The sequence below is a fragment of the Pseudoalteromonas sp. M58 genome (assembly GCF_042604605.1).
Classification (GTDB): Bacteria; Pseudomonadota; Gammaproteobacteria; order Enterobacterales; family Alteromonadaceae; genus Pseudoalteromonas; species Pseudoalteromonas tetraodonis.
This window is the reverse complement of record NZ_CP152390.1, coordinates 2,369,020-2,386,926: the sequence shown is the minus strand read 5'-3', so window position 1 is coordinate 2,386,926 and position 17,907 is coordinate 2,369,020. Positions and strand designations below refer to the sequence as shown.

The following is a 17,907-nucleotide window of genomic DNA, read 5'->3' as shown; positions in this document are numbered from 1 at the left end:
ATGATCCCAGAACTTGGTTATTTTTCCCTAACATTGGCCATGGTACTGAGTATTCTGTTGTGTATTTTCCCACTTTGGGGTGCACACACAGGAAACCTTCGTTTGATGCGCGCTGCGCCATCACTTGCTATTGGTCAGTTTGCATTTGTTGCTTTGTCTTTTGCTGCGCTTATTTATGCCAGCTTAACCGATGATTTTACCGTATCTTATGTAGCGTATCACTCAAGTAGCACCTTGCCTTGGTATTATAAAATAACCTCAACATGGGGTGGCCATGAAGGCGCTATTTTATTGTGGTTATTAATGCAGGCCGGTTGGACCGCCGTTGTTGCTTTGCGTTCAAAGTCACTGCCTTGGGTACTTCGTGCTCGCGTATTAGGTGTGCTTGGCTTTTTAGGTGTCGGATTTATGATGTACACCTTGCTACTTTCAAGTCCGTTTGAACGTTTACTACCCTATTTCCCTGTTGAGGGACGCGATTTAAATCCATTATTACAAGACCCGGGGATGATAATTCACCCTCCATTACTTTATATGGGGTATGTCGGTCTTTCTGTTGCTTTTGCCTTTGCTATTGCCGCGTTGTTAACCGGCAAGCTTGATAACACCTGGGCAAAATGGTCACGCCCATGGACAATGACGGCATGGGGCTTTTTAACCTTAGGTATCACCATAGGTAGTTGGTGGGCCTATTCAGAGCTAGGCTGGGGCGGCTGGTGGTTTTGGGATCCTGTTGAAAACGCATCACTCATGCCATGGTTAGTCGCAACCGCGTTACTGCACTCTTTAAGTGTGACTGAAAAACGTGGCGTATTTAAATCATGGACAGTGTTACTGGCTATTGCGGCGTTTTCATTAAGTTTACTAGGCACCTTTATCGTTCGCTCAGGAATTATTGTTTCGGTGCATGCCTTTGCAACAGACCCTGATCGTGGCTTATTTATTCTTGGCTTTTTGGCCGTAGTTGTTGGCGGCGGTTTAGCGTTATATGGCTTGCGTGTCTCACAAGTTAAAAGTGAAGGGCGTTATAAATTTGTATCGCGTGAAGTGGCACTTTGGTTAAACAATATTTTCTTAGTGGTTGCTACGTTAATTGTACTGTTAGGTACATTATTACCTATGGCGCACAAGGAAATGGGGCTAGGCAGTATTTCAATTGGCGAACCTTTCTTTAATAAAATGTTTGCTATTTTACTGGTGCCATTTGCTATTTTAATGGGCATTGGACCTTTCCTGCGTTGGAAGCAAAATAAGTGGGCCTTTTTACAAAATAAAATATTTGTAGGCGCATTAGTCAGTATTATCATTACCTGCGCATGGTTATTTAGTAGCTATGAGGTAGTGACTCCATTAACACTTTTAGCAACCACGCTAGGTGTATGGATATTTATTGCCACTTTTATTGATTTATATACCAAAGCAGCGGTTCATGGCTCGCTTAAGCTCGGTATAAAGCGTTTAGGTTTAAGCTATTGGGCAATGGTGCTGGGGCATGTTGGTTTAGCCTTCGTTATAGCGGGCATTACACTCACCTCGGCGTATTCAGTTGAGCGTGATGTATCGATGAAGCAAGGCGATATCGTGCAGCTTAACCAGTATCAATACCGCTTTGAAGGTGTGAAGACTATTCGTGGTGCAAACTACAGTGGTCATGCTGGTGTCGTGACGGTATTAAAAGGGAATGACACTGTAACGCGTTTATATGCAGAAAAGCGTCGTTACGATATTGGTATGCAATTTATGACCGAAGCCGCTATTGATGCCGGATTCACTCGTGATTTATATCTTGCGCTTGGTGAGCAACTAAGTGAAGGGGCATGGTCATTACGCATTTACCATAAGCCGTTTGTACGTTGGATGTGGATTGGCGGTATTCTGATCTCACTCGCTGGTTTTGTGATTTTATTCGATAAGCGCTATCGCGCCTCACCGCGAAAAGATGAAATAGAGGGGGCAGTATGAACCGTAAACTTATCGCAATTGCTCCTTTATTAATTTTTATCTTTATTTGTGTGTTTTTATACCAAGGGTTGTTTGCCAACCCGCGGGAAATACAAACAGGGCGAATTGGTCAAACGGTGCCTGCGTTTAATTTACCTGATTTAATGCAAGACGATAAACGTTGGACTGATGAGCAGCTAAAGGGTGACGTGTATTTGCTAAACGTTTGGGGCACATGGTGTCCGACGTGTTTAGCTGAGCTTGGCTATTTAACTAAGCTACGCGAGCAAGGGGTTAAAATTATCGGCTTGTATTATGTACAAAGTTACGACGCCGATTTTGATGGCCCATTTGATATGCAAGCGCTGCGTGATGATGTGAGTAATATGCTTTCACGTGCGGGCGACCCTTATCAATTTAATATTTTAGATTTAGAACGTTCATTGTCTTTAGATTTAGGGGTGTCCGGTGCACCAGAGACATTTTTAGTAGATAAAAATGGCACCATTTTGTTACATCACACTGGTGATATAAACCCTCGAGTTTGGCGTGCTAAGTTTGCGCCTATTATGCAGGAGCTGCAGCCATGAGATTGTTTTTATTAACCCTTAGCTTGTTTGTTAGTGTAGCTGCGTTTGCTCAGCAAGACCGTTATCAATTTGATAGCAACGAGCAAGCTGTTCGCTTTGAAGAGCTAACAAAAGAATTACGTTGCCCGAAGTGTCAAAATCAGAATATTGCTGACTCTGATGCCGTTGTCGCAAAAGACTTGCGCGAGCGAGTGCTGGCGTTGGTAAAAGATGGCAAAACCAAAGATGAAGTTATTGATTACATGATTGATCGATATGGCTATTTTGTTCATTACGATCCACCGGTAACACCTGCCACGTTAATACTGTGGGTACTTCCGGTACTCATCGTAATAATTGGGTTTGGCTTTATTGTGATTCGCCAACGTAAAGCGTCGGTAAAACAAACCTGGAGTGACGCTGATGAAGTGATGCTCAATAAGCTGATTAAACAAAATAAACATCAGGAGCAAAGTTAAATGATTTTAATGTGGGCGTCTTTTGCTTTACTCACACTCATTGCATTGCTGTTTATTATTGTGCCTTTTTTAAAAAAAGAGCGCGTAGTAACCATCACTCATAACGCCAATGCACAGCTTATCAGCATTTATGAACAGCGTTTAGTTGAATTACAGGCAGATTTAGATAATCAACGTATAGACTCGCAAAATCACAGCGAAGCTATTATTGAATTAAAACGCCGCTTACTTAATGAATTATCGCCAGAGAAGTCACTAAATAGTCGTGGTGACAATCGTATATTTGCTTTAACAGGGGCGGCGTTTTTAATTGCATTAGCAGGTATTTTCTATGCAATGACAGGCAGCCAGCAACAAATTGCAGCTTGGCATGATGCAATGGATAACTTGGCCGATTATGGTCAGCGCGCCGTAATGCAAAAGGGCGAGCCATTAACTAAAAATGAGTTACAAGCGTTTGCCCTAGCACTGCGTACTAAGTTAAGCCAAAGCGGTGATGATGAAGTGGCTTGGATGTTGTTAGGGCGTGTTGCTTTAATGCTAAATGAATTTGATATGGCGAAACAGTCATTCGATAAAACATTAAAAATAAACCCTGATAATATGCAAGCGCTTGTTAGCTACTCTCAGGTGCTATTACTTGAGGGCAGTGAAGAAAACATGACTCGTGCAGCGGGTATGCTTTCTAAAGTACTGCAAGCTCAACCAAATAACCTTGATGCGATTTCGTTACTTGCACTAATCGCCTTTGAGAGAAAAGACTGGCTACAAGCAAAGGCAGCGTTTGAGGTGCTACTTGCAAGTATGAATGAGTCTGATACGCGCTATGCTATGATCAACCAACGTATTAGCGAAATCGACCTACAAATTGCTCAGCAAAACGTGGCAACCAGTGGCGATCAGTTAGCGGCTCAAAGTATTCAAGTTACCGTTGATATCGATAGCCAACTTGCAGACAAACAGCCTAATAATGGTATTTTGTTTGTGTTTGCTAAAGCGGCTAAGGGATCACCGATGCCTTTAGCCGTGGTCAAACTAACAGACTATAGCTTTCCAATTACGGTTGAGCTGAGCGATGCTAATGCCATGATGGCAGGGCTAAACTTATCGAGTGCGAGTGAAATTATCATTTCTGCGCGTATCTCTAATGATGATTCAGTTATGCCAAGCACTGGGGAGCTTGAAGGGCATTCTCAAGTGCTTGCTTCTAAAGAGGTGCGCCAAGTGCAACTGAACATTGATACATTAATACCTTAAGGATTTGAGATGTTAAAACAAGGCTTACTTTTATTATGTTTACTCACGTTATCGGGTTGTGCTCAAGTTCCTGAGAGTAAATATGATGAGCGCGATCCCATACAAAGTGTAAACAGACCTATTTATGACTTTAATATGGACGTACTTGATGCTTATATTTTAAGGCCTGCGGCAGTGGGTTATATAACAGTAACCCCACAGCCTGTGCGTCGAAGTATTGTGCATTTTACCGATAATATTACAGCACCGGTTGATATTATTAATGCGGGTCTGCAAGGAAAGCCAAGCAGTGCCGGAATTAATTTTGCGCGCTTTTTAGTGAACTCTACGGTGGGGGTGTTTGGCTTATTTGACGTTGCAAGTTCGTTAGGGCTTGAAGTAACTGATGAAGATTTTGGCCAAACCTTAGGTGTGTGGGGAGTAGGCGATGGTGCCTATTTAATGATCCCTGCAATGGGGCCATCGACTGCACGCAACTTAACCGGTGATGTTGTTGATAATGTGGTTTTACCTGAAATTGCACTGACAACACCACAAACAATTTTAGTGTTTGCGTTAAAGGCGGTTGAGGCAAGGGCGTCTTTAATGGCTCAAGAGGGCTTATTAAATGATTCATTAGACCCATACCTGTTTGTTAAAGACATTTACTTTCAGCGTCAGTTATATGAACTCTACGATGGCAATCCGCCAATAAAAGAAGAGCCTGAAGATTTTGACGAAGATTTCTTAGAAAGCCTTTAATAAAAATAAAAACGCCAGCAAATGCTGGCGTTTTATTTTTAGTTATTAATTACTAATGAGCGCTTTAATTATCAATCATTATCTGCATTTGTTCACTAACCCAATTAAGTGCTTCGTGGTAAGCATCAGGCACATCATCACCCAAGTTAAGCTGTTGGGCTTTATCGTTAGCAGCGTGCCAGTTACCCTGCTCATAGAGGGTTACTAAGTTTAAATACTCAGCAAGCAGCCCTTCATTGTTTAACAGTGCCGCTTTTATCTCATTTGAAAGCGGTAGTTTAAGCATTACACTGTCCATCTCTTCATCTAGTATGGCATCCATAAGCGACATCATGCCGGTTAAAAATGCTATTCCTGTATCTCTAAGTTTGCCATGTGAAATTGCTAAAAGCTCACAAAAACGCGCGCGTGTTAGCGACAACCTAATAAGCTCCAGAGGTTTGTCTGCAGAGACTTGTGCGGCAAATAATAAAGAGAGTAGTTTTTTTATTTCAGCCGCGCCCAATACAATAAGCGCTTGTTTTATTGTGTTTATTTCAGAGCGGCGAGCAAATGCTGCCGAGTTTGAGTAGCGTAGCAGCTTATACGATAAGTTAACATCACGCTCAAATACATCGGTGATTTTTTTAAGATCCATTTCTACGCTGGATGTTTCATAGAGTAGCTCAGCCAGTGCCATGCCCGATGGCGGTAATGCCTTGCTTTGCACCATTTCTGGTTTTGAAAAGAAAAAGCCTTGAAAGTATTCAAAACCTAGTTCAAAAGCTTGATTGTAAAGCGCGTAAGTTTCAACCTTTTCAGCAAGTAATTTTATGTGTGGATAAGGTTTTAAATCCTCTATGATCGTTTTAACGTTTTCAATATCACAAGTTAAAAAGTCGACTTTAATAATATCGATAAACGGATAAAAGTGCCGCCATACAGGTTGATGTGCATAGTCATCTAGCGCTAGCGTATAGCCTTTTTCTTTTAGGTCTTTAACAATTGCCAATAAGCGTTTACCTGGCTGGACGGTTTCGAGTATTTCAATTACCACCCCATCTTTGTTTAAAAGGGTTGGGTAGCCTTTTAACAAGGTGTCTAAGGTAAAGTTAATATAAGCGGGTTTATTATCAGTTAAATCTTCTAAGCCAAAGTTAAATTGACTGCCTTCAATCAGTCGAGACGTGGCTTCATCGCCGTCAATATTTGGAAATACGTTATCAACTCCATCACGAAATAAAAGCTCATAGCCAATTAGTTCTTTATTGCGATCTAAAATAGGTTGCCGAGCAGCGTAAAAATACATATAAGATTCCGAAAGAGTAGAAATTGATTAACATTGTAATAATATATTGGAAAACATTCAAAATAGCATCGGTAAAATGAACATTATTAATAAAATACTATGGTTGGTTTGGTATTTCTTAATCTAATTTTATTGTTTTTCATTTTATTTGTTGCAAAAGTGAGCTAACCGATGGTTTTTTATCTACTTAAATGAGCGGGTTGGAGTTATTAGCAATTACCGTGTTATAGTTCAGTAGAAAGCTTTTATTCCAATACTGTCTTAATTATAAGATTTCAAGAGTCATTATTTGGATTAAAAGCCTGTTATTACTTATTTAAGTGGAGGCAAATTTGGAAACAGGAATGATTATTTCACTGGCATTATATTTTATTGTAATGCTGGGAATAGGACTATACGCATATAAGCAATCTACCAGCGATATATCAGGGTATATGCTAGGTGGTCGTAATTTAGCCCCCAGTGTTGCTGCCTTATCAGCGGGTGCATCAGACATGAGTGGTTGGTTACTTATGGGCCTACCTGGCGCAATGTACTTGTTTGGGCTTAGCAAGGTTTGGATTGCTATTGGCTTAGTGTTAGGCGCATGGGCAAACTATTTCTTAGTCGCCCCAAGACTGCGTGTTTATACTGAAAAAGCAAATGACTCTATTACCATCCCTGATTATTTTGCAAATCGTTTTGATGATAACAAGAATATCCTTCGTGTGATCTCTGCAATTGTTATTATTGTGTTCTTTACTTTGTATACTTCATCAGGCGTTGTCGCCGGTGGTAAGTTATTTGAAAATTCATTTCAGATGAGTTACGAAATGGGTTTATACATCACCACAGGTGTGGTTGTTGTTTACACCTTATTTGGTGGCTTTTTAGCGGTTAGCCTAACAGACTTCGTGCAAGGTTGTATTATGTTTATCTCCTTGCTTGCAGTACCTATCGCTACTTATATGATGCTTGATCAGCCATTTATGGATACTTTAGCAAATGCAAATTACCAGCAGTTGTTAAGTTCACCAAAAGCCAGTGAAATCCATTCATTGAATATGCTTGATTGGTTTGCTGGTGGTTCTACCATTGCTATTATTTCAGCGATGGCTTGGGGCTTAGGCTACTTTGGTCAGCCACATATTATTGTTCGCTTTATGTCTATTCGCTCAGTAAAAGAAATGCCAACTATGCGTCGTATTGGAATGTCTTGGATGACACTATCTGCGATTGGTGCGGTATTTACCGGTTTATTTGGTGCTGCCTTTATGATTGAAAACCAAATGCCAATTGCCGATAAAGAGACCATTTTCTTAGTATTAGCTGAACTTATTTTCCACCCATTAATTGCTGGTTTCCTACTGGCTGCTATTTTAGCTGCGATTATGAGTACGATTTCATCGCAATTATTGGTGTGTTCAAGCTCGCTTACTGAAGACTTCTACAAGATTTACTTAAACCGCGATGCCTCGCAAACTGAGCTGGTGTTAGTAGGGCGTATTAGCGTAATACTGGTTGCGTTATTTGCTATTTACCTAGCGTATGACCGTAATAGTTCAATACTTGATTTAGTTAGTAACGCATGGGCTGGTTTTGGTGCTGCATTTGGTCCACTTGTCTTGTTTAGCCTTTACTGGAAACGTATGAACTTAAAAGGGGCTATTAGCGGTATGGTTGTTGGTGCTTTAACAGTGCTTGTATGGATTTATGCGCCTATTACCATTAATGGTGAGAGCTTAAGCAGTGTAATTTATGAAATCGTCCCAGGCTTCATTTTAGCGAGTATTGCTATTGTGGTAGGAAGCCTTGTGACAGCTGAACCGAAAAAAGAAATTACTGATCTGTTTGATGAAGTTGAATCGTCATTGTAACTGATTAGCTAACGTAAAGTGTTGGTTTTTATAAATGCCAATCAGTTTAACTGGTTGGCATTTTTTATTAGCTTTAGCTGACCTTTAGCTATTATTATTTAAAGGCATAAAAAAACTGAATTCGAATACCGAATTCAGTTTTTTAATAATTACTATTGAGCTTTTGAAAGTACTAACTCGCTGCTTTATCTTTTATATCCGCAACGTTATCTGACTTTGTTTTTTTAGCTTTAGTGGGTACTTCTTTACCACCTTTAAGTACGGCCATAAAGTCGTCTTTACTTTTTGCAATCTCCAGCGCGAGCGACTCAACCTGTTGTTCACTTAGTGGCACATCTACTTTTTCAAGCATGAGTTCTAGTGACTCGGCAATATCGAGCATTTTGTCATAGGCATCAGCTTCTTTTTTAGTAGTAAACGTCATGCGCTCGACTCCGTTTCGTTCTACAACATATTTAACAACAACAGCCATGATTTCTCCTGCTTACTTACGTGGCAATATGATTAATTTAAATCATTAGATTACTGTTTTTATATACAGTACAAGCTTGCGCGTGGTTTTGCAAGCTTTAGCCTTAGTTTATCTGCAGCTTGGTTGACAATAAAGAGTAACTCTACTTTATTTATTAAGTCACTTTATAACGCGTTGCAGTAAAGGAGTCGCAAGGAGTGATTGTTACCGTTAGTACTTAGTAACCACAACGTTATGTAAAAGTGCTGGGTGTAAATAATCAACGAATGTTCATGTAAGAACACAAAAGGAAATAGTATGAAATTAATTAAAATCATCTCATTAGCCGCTGCTTTATGTTTATTACCTATGGGTAGCACCTTTGCGCAAAGCGATATGCTATCAGAGCAGATGCAATCAGCCGTGGTTAATATTAATACTGCTGATTTAAAACAGTTAATTAAGTTACCAGGTGTTGGCAAGAAAAAAGCACAGGCAATTATCGATTATAGAGAAACAAATGGTGATTTCTCATCACTTGAAGATCTAGCTAAAGTAAAAGGGGTGGGTAAAAAAATGCTAGCCAAACTTGATGGAAAGGTGGCGTTTTAACTTAAAAGGGCGCTATGCGCCCTGATTAAACTGTTTTAAGGCAGCACCAAGGTGCTTTTTAGCAAAATTAACATCTACGGGGGCGGTTAGTAGCGGGTAGCTTAAACCAGCCACAATCAAAAAGGGCACGAGTAGCCATCCTTCAAAAAGGGTAAATATTAAAAAAAATGGGCTTAGCAGCATAAGCTTTACAATACGCATTAACACTCTGTCACTAGGAGAGAGCATACTTAACGAGATCGCAATAACGGTTTGTCTTTGACGAACTTTTAAGTGTTTAAGTTCGTCAACGTGGCTTGAAAAAAAAGTAAACATATTAAAGTGACTTTTTAGAGATTAATCGACTGGCCACTAACGCAATAAGTGTGGCGGTAAACAATACAAAAATAACTTCCATCCATGCTGGCATACTTAAGCCTGCAAATTGCCAATCTATGTTTCCGCAATCACCGGTTGCCTCAAAAAATTGCGGTATCCAATGATGTAATGGCATAAACTCTGGAAAATTTGGCTCAAACTCACAGCTAAATGCGAAGGGGTCAGTGGTTGTTTGCATTTCAATGTGCTCACGAGCTATTAGTAACCCCCATACACTTGAAACCCCCCACACTGTATAAGCGACAATACGGACTACGAGGTTGTTTGGTTTACTGGCGCCAATAATACCGGCAAAAAGTAAGCCTAATACCGCGGTGCGTTGGTAAATACACATAATGCACGGTGCTAATCCCATGTTGTATTGAAAAAAGAGCGCGATGACTTCAAGCAGAAAAACAATCCCACTGAATAATAACCAAGGTGTACGTTGAGTACTTAGATTAGCAAGCCAGTTCATAACAAATCCGTATTTAAATAAGGGCTTAGATTATGACGTAGGATAAACAGCGGAGCAAGTAAAAGGGAAAAAGTGAGGAGCTATGAAATTTCCTAGCTCCTCAAAGTCGGGGAAGCTCTTAATGCCCAGAATTCGCTACAGGGATGTGGTGTTGTATTATCCCCCAGTCATAAAACAAACTGGTTATTTCACTCAAGCCAAAATAAGTCGCGCTTAACCCAACAAAGGTAAGCACAAAAGTGTAAGGTAAAGCCATATACACCATTCGACCGTAAGATAGGCGTAACACGGGAGCTAGTGTTGATGTAAGTAAGAATAAGAAAGCAGCTTGACCATTAGGGGTGGCCACGCTGGGTAAGTTTGTGCCGGTGTTTATCGCCACTGCAAGTAAATCAAATTGGTCTCGAGTTATTTGACCTGCTTTTAGAGCTGCAGCAACTTCATTTATATATACAGTGCCGACAAATACATTATCACTGACCATTGAAAGCAATCCATTAGCGATAAAAAACATCACCAATTGTAAGTGCCCTTCAAATGTTAGTACCCAAGTAATCACAGGGGTAAAGAGTTGTTGATCGATGATTACTGCAACCACACTAAAAAATACACAAAGTAGTGCAGTGAAGGGGAGGGCCTCTTCAAAGGCTTTACCGAGTTGGTGCTCTTCTATTATGCCGGCCGACGACGTGGCTAAAATAATTACCGATAAACCAATTAAGCCCACGGTTGCTAAATGTAACGCTAAGCCAGTAATTAACCAGATAGCGATAAGTGCTTGAATTGTGAGGTTCACTCTATCGCGTTTGGTGCGTTTTTTATCAAGTGTTTGTGCATGGTTTTTTAAAATAGCATGAATTGTTTCTGGCAGTTTTGCCCCATAGCCAAAGGTTTTTGTTTTTTCTAATAAAAAGGTTGTTAATAAGCCCGCAAAAAGCACGGGTAAAGAAACGGGCAGCATTCTTAAAAAGAACTCTCCAAATAGCCAACTTGCTCGCTCTGCAATAATTAAATTTTGTGGTTCACCAACCATAGTACACACGCCGCCAAGTGCGGTCCCAATCGAGGCATGCATGAGTAAATTACGTAAAAAAGCACGAAACTCTTCAAGCTCTTGACGGTTTACCTCTTTTACTTGGTTATCATCGTTAATATCGTGCTCACTAATAAAATCTTTTCCTGAGGCCACCTTGTGATAAATACTATAAAAGCCCATGGCCACCGCAATAACAACCGCCATTACAGTTAGGGCATCTAAAAAAGCTGATAAAAACGCAGCAGCTATTGCAAAGGCAAGCGATAAAACGGTTTTACTTCTTACTGAAACCACTAACTTGGTAAAAATATACAGCAGCAGATCTTTCATGAAATAAATACCGGCAACCATAAAAATAAGTAATAAAAGCACATCTAGGTTTTGTGCTATTTCATGTTCAACTTGCGTGGTTGATGTCATACCAATTAATAGTGCCTCAATGGCAAGTAGACCACCAGGTTGCAGTGGGTAACACTTGAGCGCCATGGCCAGTGTAAAAATAAACTCAATAACCAGTACCCAGCCAGACAAATAAGGGTTTAATTGAAACAGCAGCGGGTTAATTATTAAAAATGCAATAATGGTGTATTTATACCATTGAGGTGCTTTACCTAAAAAATTTATAAATATTGCAGATGGGACACTCTGTTGCATGATTTTTCCCTAGGGAGGCGTTTAATAGTCTGGTTAATGTCATTAACTTAGTCCAGCTTATAGAGGGTGTAAACAACTAAATAATAATAGTCAAAGTGTCTGGTATGAATAATAGGTTGGCATTCATATTGTGTTTAAAACCTATCGGTAAAACTAGCGAATCATACAAGTAAAGTTGCCTTTTTAATCACATACCTAGGTAATTTAACTTACTTTACTTGTTAGTTGTGGCTTGTCTGGTACAATCAGTCAGTTAATCGTATGTAGCGATGTGATGTGAATTAATTCGAGTAGGAATTGAATGAGAATTTTTAAAGCGAAAAGCCCAGCAGGATTTGCTGAGGAATACATAGTAGAGTCAATCTGGAATGGTGATTTTCCTCCAGGTTCAATTCTGCCTGCTGAGCGTGAACTCTCAGAGTTAATTGGTGTTACTAGAACCACATTACGAGAAGTATTACAGCGATTAGCTAGGGACGGTTGGTTAACAATACAACATGGTAAACCTACTCGCGTTAATAACTTTTGGGAAACCTCAGGATTAAATATCCTTGAAACACTGGCACGTTTAGATGAAGATAAAATGCCAGAGCTAACCGATCAGTTACTCTCAGCACGTACTAATATCAGCGCAATTTATACCCGTGCAGCTATAAAGCTTGCACCAGAGCGTGTTATCGAAATTTTATCACAAAGCGATGAATTAGAAGACAGCGCGCAAGCGTTTGCAGATTATGATTATAAAGTTCATCATGAATTAGCTGTTGCCGGTAACAATCGCATTTATGTGCTCATCCTTAATGGCTTTAAAGGTTTTTATTCTAAGATTGGCTGCCATTACTTTTCAGATCCTCGCACTCGCGAGCTTGCACGCCAGTTTTATAAAGACTTAACTAAGCTTGCTGAGAATAAAGAGCACGATGGTGCAATATTCATGATGCGTAAATATGGTCATCAAACCGGTGAAATATGGCAACATATTCGCGGTGATATGCCTAGCGATATTATGGATTAGTAAAAAGAACCTGCTTAAAGCAGGTTTTTTTATGAACAAAAATCAGTCCATTTATCAAGCGTTCGCTATTTTAGAACGGTGCTATCTATAAATACGATTGTTAATTTATTTTTGATAGCCATAGAATAATGTTTAATTAAATATGGTTGCTATTGTAATTTTAAAATTAGTGCCCATATTAGTAATCAGTATTGCGTAAGCAATTGACAATAAACTCAAAATATTTGGAGAATAAAATGGGTGTATTAGTAGGCCGTCAGGCACCAGACTTTACCGCTGCAGCTGTTCTAGGTAACGGTGAGATTGTAGATAGCTATAACCTTCACGAAAAAATCAAAGGTAAAAAAGCAGTAATCTTTTTCTACCCACTAGATTTCACATTTGTATGTCCTTCTGAGCTTATTGCTTTTGATAAGCGTTATGCAGAATTCCAAAAACGTGGTGTAGAAGTAATTGGTGTTTCTATCGATTCACAATTCTCACACAACGCATGGCGTAACACGGCTGTAGCAGACGGCGGTATTGGTAAAGTTCAATACGCACTAGTTGCAGACGTTAAACACGAAATCTGTAAAGCATACGACGTTGAGCACCCAGAAGCGGGCGTTGCATTTCGTGGTTCTTTCCTAATCGATGAAGAAGGTAACGTACGTCACCAAGTAGTGAACGACTTACCACTGGGTCGTAACATCGACGAAATGATCCGTATGGTAGATGCACTAGCATTCCACAGCGAGCACGGTGAAGTATGTCCTGCTGGTTGGACTGAAGGTAAAAAAGGAATGGACGCAAGCCCTGAAGGCGTTGCTAAATTCTTATCTGAAAACGAAGGCGAGCTATAATTTAGCCCTTTAGTTTGAGAAAAAAACCGCCAAAATGGCGGTTTTTTTATTATTTTAAATTAAAACGAAAAGCTAACTTTAGTGTAAATGTAACGACCACGAGGGTTGTGTACACCCGATGCGTAACCATACAGATCTGAATCACCGTCACCAATTGCAAACGGTGGCTCTTCATCAAATAAGTTGTTCACACCTAGTGATACTTTTGCTGACTCAGTAATACGGTATGATGTTTGTAAATCTACCAGTACTTGTGAATCAACAGTACGCGATGTATTACTATCGAAGTCTAAGTTACCATCGAAGTCGATATCTGGCGTATCTTCAAACTCACCTACATAACTAATGTTCATGTTTGTGTTGAACTGACCAATTTCCCAGTTAGTTGAGAAAATCCAGCGATGCTCTGGGTAACCATATTCACCGGTATAATCGCGGCCGTCTTTTTCAAATTTATCTTGGTAAGCCCATTCTAAATTGAATTTTAGTAAGCCTAAATCATCCAGTGAGTGATTGTAGTTTGCTGAAATATCAACGCCCGAAACTTCTTGTGATGACACGTTTTCAAAAGTACTGAAAATCTTTTGAATAGTCCCTAAACTGTCCGTACCTGAAGGAGGTAAGCGAACACATACGGTACTGTTTTGGTTATTACACTCTGAGTTGTAAATTGGACCAAACTCTTGCTCATCAATTTTATTGTCTTGGGTGATACTCCATACATCTACACTCAAACCAAAGTCAGTTGTAGGTGCCCAAATAAAGCCGACGTTCCAAGATTCAGACTCTTCAGCCTCTAAGTCAGGATTACCAGCAAATTCAATGTTGTAATCTAGTGCATCACAATCTTTACCTGTTGCGTCACAACGGTAATTATCGATAAAGAACTGGCTCTCTTGAGATGGCCCTAAACCTACTTGTGCAAGTGACGGTGCTCTAAAGCCTTGTGCCCAAGAACCACGCACTGTGATTTCATCAGTAGGTGCCCAGCGTAAAGCGACTTTAGGATTGGTTGTGGTACCAAAGTCACTGTAATCATCGTAACGACCAGCAAGTTGTAGCTCTAAGTTCTCAGCAAGTGGAATTGAAAACTCTACATAGGCAGCGTATTGGTCACGCTCTGCTGCAGCTGACACAGACTCGGTACCAAAGATTAATCCTCGTTGGAATTGATCATCTGGCGTATCCGTTACGTCCTCTTCGCGGTATTCAATACCGGCCGCCATCATGACAACATCATCACCAAAGCTAAATGCTTCACCTGAAATGTTAGCATCGAACGACGTCATATGAGACTCGCCTTGACGAACCAAGCTCGTAGTAATTCTATCAATTACGGCCGGATCGTTGTAAGTGCCGCCAAATGGGTTGTAGTTACCGGCATCAATTTCTTGTTGTAAGAAGTCGGTGCGTACCCAACCTTGTGAGCGATCCCCAGTTTGTAATGACTTACTACGTCCTTTTTGTACCGCTGTTTCCCAGCTCCAATCGTTTATTTCACCTTTTAAACCAGCAACAAAACGTAATGTGTCTGATTCGATATCCCATTGGCGCGCACCCGCATCTACGGTTCTGTAACGACCTATTTCAATATCTTGGCCGAATGGGTTATTAGGGTGACTACCTGGTACTGTTAAGCCCGCATCTTCATCAAGTGGCGTTGGGGCACCTGCTGCAATTGAGCTGTTATGCTGAACGGCCATTTCTAAGAAGCCCGTTATGCCATTATCAAAGCGGTATTCAAATTGTGAAATAGCACCTACACGTTCTGATGCCGGTGCAATATAGCCAAATGGACCATAGTCAAATAAACAACTGCCACTTGATGTTGCATTTTCTGCAGGACACGCAGGGTCTATTGTTTTAACGCCATCAACATAGAAGTAGCCAGGGAAGCCACGTGATGAACGGAAATCTTCACCGCCATATGGAGATTGATTAGCAGTACCTAAACGCCCCATTTCATCTGATGATAAAGAGGTGTTTTTAAAGTAATCAATAATAACGGATGCGCTACTTTTTGCACTAGTAGTACCCCAAACAATACTAGCTGTAGTTTCTTCATAGTTAGGGCCATCTGTGCCGCCGTAACCTAAGTTTACTTCAATACCGTCAATATCTTTTTTCAAGATAACGTTTACAACACCCGCTACAGCATCAGAGCCATAGATTGCTGAGGCGCCATCTTTTAAAATATCAATACGTTCGATTGCTGAAACAGGAATACTGTTGATATCAACGAATGAGTTGGTGATCCCTTCAGCAAATGCGCTGATTGCAACACGACGACCATTAATAAGTACCAAGGTAGCATCGGCGCCTAAGCCTCGAAGGCTGACGGCAGCTGAGCCATTTGCGGTTGAGTCTTGGTTATTACCACGGGTTGAAAAAGTACCATTACCTGCAACAGGCATTCTTTCAAGAAGCTGTTGTAGGTTGTCATAACCCATGTTTTCGATGTCTTCTTTATTAATGGATTGTACTGGAGACGGGCCTTCGATGTCCGAACGTTTGATACGAGAGCCTGTTACTTGAATACGTTCTACTTTTTCTGCAGTTTGCTGTGCAGCATAAGTCGTTGTACTAAAACCTGCTGACAATGCGATAGTAGCACCGATGATTAAGCTCGGTGTAAATGCAATTGATTGCTTCATCCTTAAGTCCTTGTTGATATGTTATAATTTACTTGTTTTACAAGTCGAATTATTAATACCATGTAACTTAACTGTTATCAATTGGCCACAAAGATGATTTTGTTATCTGCACTAATATGTACTGATTTTCTCAATAAAGGTAAACGATAGGATGCTCGCTATTTGGCGCTGTAACGTGATTTAGTTATTATTGATAAACAAAACGCCGAGCGACTTTAATTTGTAATAATTTGTATTTTCCTAAAAATTTAGCAAAAAAAAGCCTAACATGATGTTAGGCTTTTTCATTTAAACTTTATGTTTCATTAAGCGTTCTTTTTCACGGGACCAATCTTTATTTTTACCGTCTTCACGTTTGTCATGCATTTTCTTACCTTTCGCTAAATGGAATTCAAGCTTTACCCAGCATTTTTTCCAATACATAGCTGTGGCAATTAATGAATAACCATCACGCTCGGTTGCACCTACCAAACGGTCAAGTTCACGTCTGCTGAGCAATAATTTACGATAACGCAGCGGGTCGCAAATAACATGGGTTGATGCACTATTTAAAGGCTGGATTGTGCTGCCTAATAAAAACGCTTCACCGTTTTTAAGATGAATATAAGTTTCAGAGATATTTACTTTACCTGCTCGGATACTTTTTACTTCCCAGCCTTGGAGTTCAATACCTGCTTCAAACTTGTCGTGTAAAAAATACTCGTGTCGCGCTTTTTTATTTAGCGCGATGGTATTACTTGTCGATTTTGATGAATTTTTCTTAGCCATAGTGCCCTATAATATACGTTATACGAGATGTTTTACATCGATTTTTTTAAATTATACATGCAAAAGCGAAGGATTCATTTAAGCGCGATGAAAGTTTGGGGAAACGCACAAAGCTTGCTAAAATTCCTGCACACAGTTGGGAGTGAGTATGCCACAAATAGAAAAAAGTGCGCTGGTTATGTACAGCACTAAAGAGATGTTTGATCTAGTCAATGATGTAGAAGCTTATTCGCAGTTTTTACCTAATTGTTCAGACTCAAAAATTATTAAGCAGCATGATAATAACATGACCGCCAGTTTAGAAATATCTAAAGCCGGTATAAAAAAATGGTTTACCACTGAAAATACGCTAATTGATGAGCAAACAGTGATGCTTCGCTTGGTCGATGGGCCTTTTAAAACCTTACAAGGTCGTTGGCATTTTCAGCAATTAGATGCACATGCGTGCAAAGTACATTTACAGCTAGACTTTGAATTTTCTAGTAAGTTAATAGAACTTGCGTTTGGTAAAATTTTTAATGATGTGGCTAAAAATATGGTGAGTGCCTTTACTCAACGTGCAAAAGCGGTATATGGAGAGCGTGCATGATCAATATTGAAATTGTGTTTGCGTTGCCAACGAAAGCAACCACGCTAAATATAGAGGTATTCCAAGGTACCACCGCAGAGCAAGCAGTGATCCAGTCAGGTATTATTAAGAAGTGCCCTGAGATTGATGCAACCGCTTTAACTTTAGGTGTATGGAACAGAACGGTAAAGCTTAATCATGAGCTTAAAGACGGCGATAGAGTTGAAATTTACCGCCCATTAATTGCCGACCCTAAAGATGCCCGCAGAAAGCGCGCCGAAAAAGCCAAAGAAGAGGGCCGCGCAAATAAAGTAACCGGTGGCCGACCGTTAGATCGTTAG

General features: G+C 40.2%; 18 protein-coding genes. 11 read left to right on the top strand and 7 right to left on the bottom strand.

The genetic code is table 11. The features are described from left to right. From AAGD16_RS11045 to AAGD16_RS11025, 5 genes are read left to right on the top strand one after another with little or no spacing between them, the layout of a single operon-like run. Positions 1-1,962 carry a heme lyase CcmF/NrfE family subunit gene (locus tag AAGD16_RS11045; RefSeq protein ID WP_377111732.1) on the top strand — a complete coding sequence of 654 codons (1,962 nt, stop codon included), beginning with the start codon at positions 1-3 and terminating at the stop codon, positions 1,960-1,962. Next, positions 1,959-2,531, top strand: coding sequence for a DsbE family thiol:disulfide interchange protein (locus AAGD16_RS11040; RefSeq protein WP_013465537.1), 573 nt, complete (start codon positions 1,959-1,961; stop codon positions 2,529-2,531). Before AAGD16_RS11045 ends, AAGD16_RS11040 begins: the two co-directional genes overlap by 4 nt. Then, positions 2,528-2,989 (top strand): cytochrome c-type biogenesis protein, encoded by a 462-nt coding sequence (locus AAGD16_RS11035; protein ID WP_013465536.1) that lies wholly within the window; start codon positions 2,528-2,530, stop codon positions 2,987-2,989. Before AAGD16_RS11040 ends, AAGD16_RS11035 begins: the two co-directional genes overlap by 4 nt. After that, positions 2,990-4,246 carry a c-type cytochrome biogenesis protein CcmI gene (gene ccmI, locus AAGD16_RS11030; protein ID WP_377111727.1) on the top strand — a complete coding sequence of 419 codons (1,257 nt, stop codon included), beginning with the start codon at positions 2,990-2,992 and terminating at the stop codon, positions 4,244-4,246. A 9-nt stretch (positions 4,247-4,255) separates the two neighbouring features. Beyond that, positions 4,256-4,987 carry a VacJ family lipoprotein gene (locus tag AAGD16_RS11025; protein ID WP_028834001.1) on the top strand — a complete coding sequence of 244 codons (732 nt, stop codon included), beginning with the start codon at positions 4,256-4,258 and terminating at the stop codon, positions 4,985-4,987. Between the two features lie 64 nt (positions 4,988-5,051). Here AAGD16_RS11025 and AAGD16_RS11020 read toward each other — a convergent pair whose 3' ends face one another. Further along, complete coding sequence (locus AAGD16_RS11020) at positions 5,052-6,275, bottom strand: EAL and HDOD domain-containing protein (RefSeq protein ID WP_013465534.1); 1,224 nt, start codon at positions 6,273-6,275, stop codon at positions 5,052-5,054. Positions 6,276-6,619: 344 nt separating this feature from the next. Here AAGD16_RS11020 and putP point away from each other — a divergent pair, with 344 nt between their 5' ends. Continuing rightward, positions 6,620-8,131, top strand: coding sequence for a sodium/proline symporter PutP (putP, locus tag AAGD16_RS11015; protein ID WP_008113313.1), 1,512 nt, complete (start codon positions 6,620-6,622; stop codon positions 8,129-8,131). 172 nt (positions 8,132-8,303) lie between these two features. Here the strand turns inward: putP and AAGD16_RS11010 are convergent, their stop codons facing one another. Next, positions 8,304-8,603, bottom strand: coding sequence for a YebG family protein (locus AAGD16_RS11010; protein WP_013465532.1), 300 nt, complete (start codon positions 8,601-8,603; stop codon positions 8,304-8,306). A 297-nt stretch (positions 8,604-8,900) separates the two neighbouring features. On the opposite strand from AAGD16_RS11010, the gene AAGD16_RS11005 reads away from it, so the two are divergent. Next, positions 8,901-9,194: a ComEA family DNA-binding protein gene (locus tag AAGD16_RS11005; protein ID WP_013465531.1), complete on the top strand. Its 294-nt coding sequence runs from the start codon at positions 8,901-8,903 to the stop codon at positions 9,192-9,194. Positions 9,195-9,206: 12 nt separating this feature from the next. On the opposite strand, the gene AAGD16_RS11000 is transcribed toward AAGD16_RS11005, so the two are convergent. The 3 genes from AAGD16_RS11000 to nhaB all read right to left on the bottom strand — a co-directional run bounded on the left by AAGD16_RS11000 (position 9,207) and on the right by nhaB (position 11,719). Next, a complete protein-coding gene (locus AAGD16_RS11000) occupies positions 9,207-9,509 on the bottom strand; it encodes a DUF6170 family protein (protein ID WP_013465530.1) in 303 nt (100 codons plus the stop codon). A 1-nt stretch (position 9,510) separates the two neighbouring features. Continuing rightward, positions 9,511-10,029: a disulfide bond formation protein DsbB gene (dsbB, locus tag AAGD16_RS10995; protein WP_013465529.1), complete on the bottom strand. Its 519-nt coding sequence runs from the start codon at positions 10,027-10,029 to the stop codon at positions 9,511-9,513. A 118-nt stretch (positions 10,030-10,147) separates the two neighbouring features. Continuing rightward, on the bottom strand, positions 10,148-11,719 hold the full coding sequence (gene nhaB, locus AAGD16_RS10990) for a sodium/proton antiporter NhaB (RefSeq protein WP_013465528.1): 1,572 nt from the start codon (positions 11,717-11,719) through the stop codon (positions 10,148-10,150). 301 nt (positions 11,720-12,020) lie between these two features. Between nhaB and fadR the strand changes: the two genes are divergently transcribed. Beyond that, positions 12,021-12,734, top strand: coding sequence for a fatty acid metabolism transcriptional regulator FadR (gene fadR / locus AAGD16_RS10985; RefSeq protein WP_008109093.1), 714 nt, complete (start codon positions 12,021-12,023; stop codon positions 12,732-12,734). A 236-nt stretch (positions 12,735-12,970) separates the two neighbouring features. After that, positions 12,971-13,576, top strand: coding sequence for a peroxiredoxin (locus AAGD16_RS10980; RefSeq protein WP_008109095.1), 606 nt, complete (start codon positions 12,971-12,973; stop codon positions 13,574-13,576). Positions 13,577-13,635: 59 nt separating this feature from the next. Here the strand turns inward: AAGD16_RS10980 and AAGD16_RS10975 are convergent, their stop codons facing one another. Beyond that, positions 13,636-16,230 (bottom strand): TonB-dependent receptor, encoded by a 2,595-nt coding sequence (locus AAGD16_RS10975; protein ID WP_033104092.1) that lies wholly within the window; start codon positions 16,228-16,230, stop codon positions 13,636-13,638. A gap of 288 nt (positions 16,231-16,518) precedes the next feature. Beyond that, the gene (gene smpB / locus AAGD16_RS10970; protein ID WP_013465526.1) at positions 16,519-16,998 is read right to left on the bottom strand and encodes an SsrA-binding protein SmpB; all 480 of its coding nucleotides are present in this window, start codon (positions 16,996-16,998) and stop codon (positions 16,519-16,521) included. A gap of 148 nt (positions 16,999-17,146) precedes the next feature. Between smpB and AAGD16_RS10965 the strand changes: the two genes are divergently transcribed. Together AAGD16_RS10965 and AAGD16_RS10960 are read left to right on the top strand one after the other, a co-directional pair. After that, positions 17,147-17,587, top strand: a complete 441-nt coding sequence (locus AAGD16_RS10965) for a type II toxin-antitoxin system RatA family toxin (protein ID WP_013465525.1) — start codon at positions 17,147-17,149, stop codon at positions 17,585-17,587. After that, positions 17,584-17,907, top strand: coding sequence for an RnfH family protein (locus AAGD16_RS10960; RefSeq protein ID WP_013465524.1), 324 nt, complete (start codon positions 17,584-17,586; stop codon positions 17,905-17,907). The genes AAGD16_RS10965 and AAGD16_RS10960 overlap by 4 nt, the downstream gene beginning before the upstream one ends.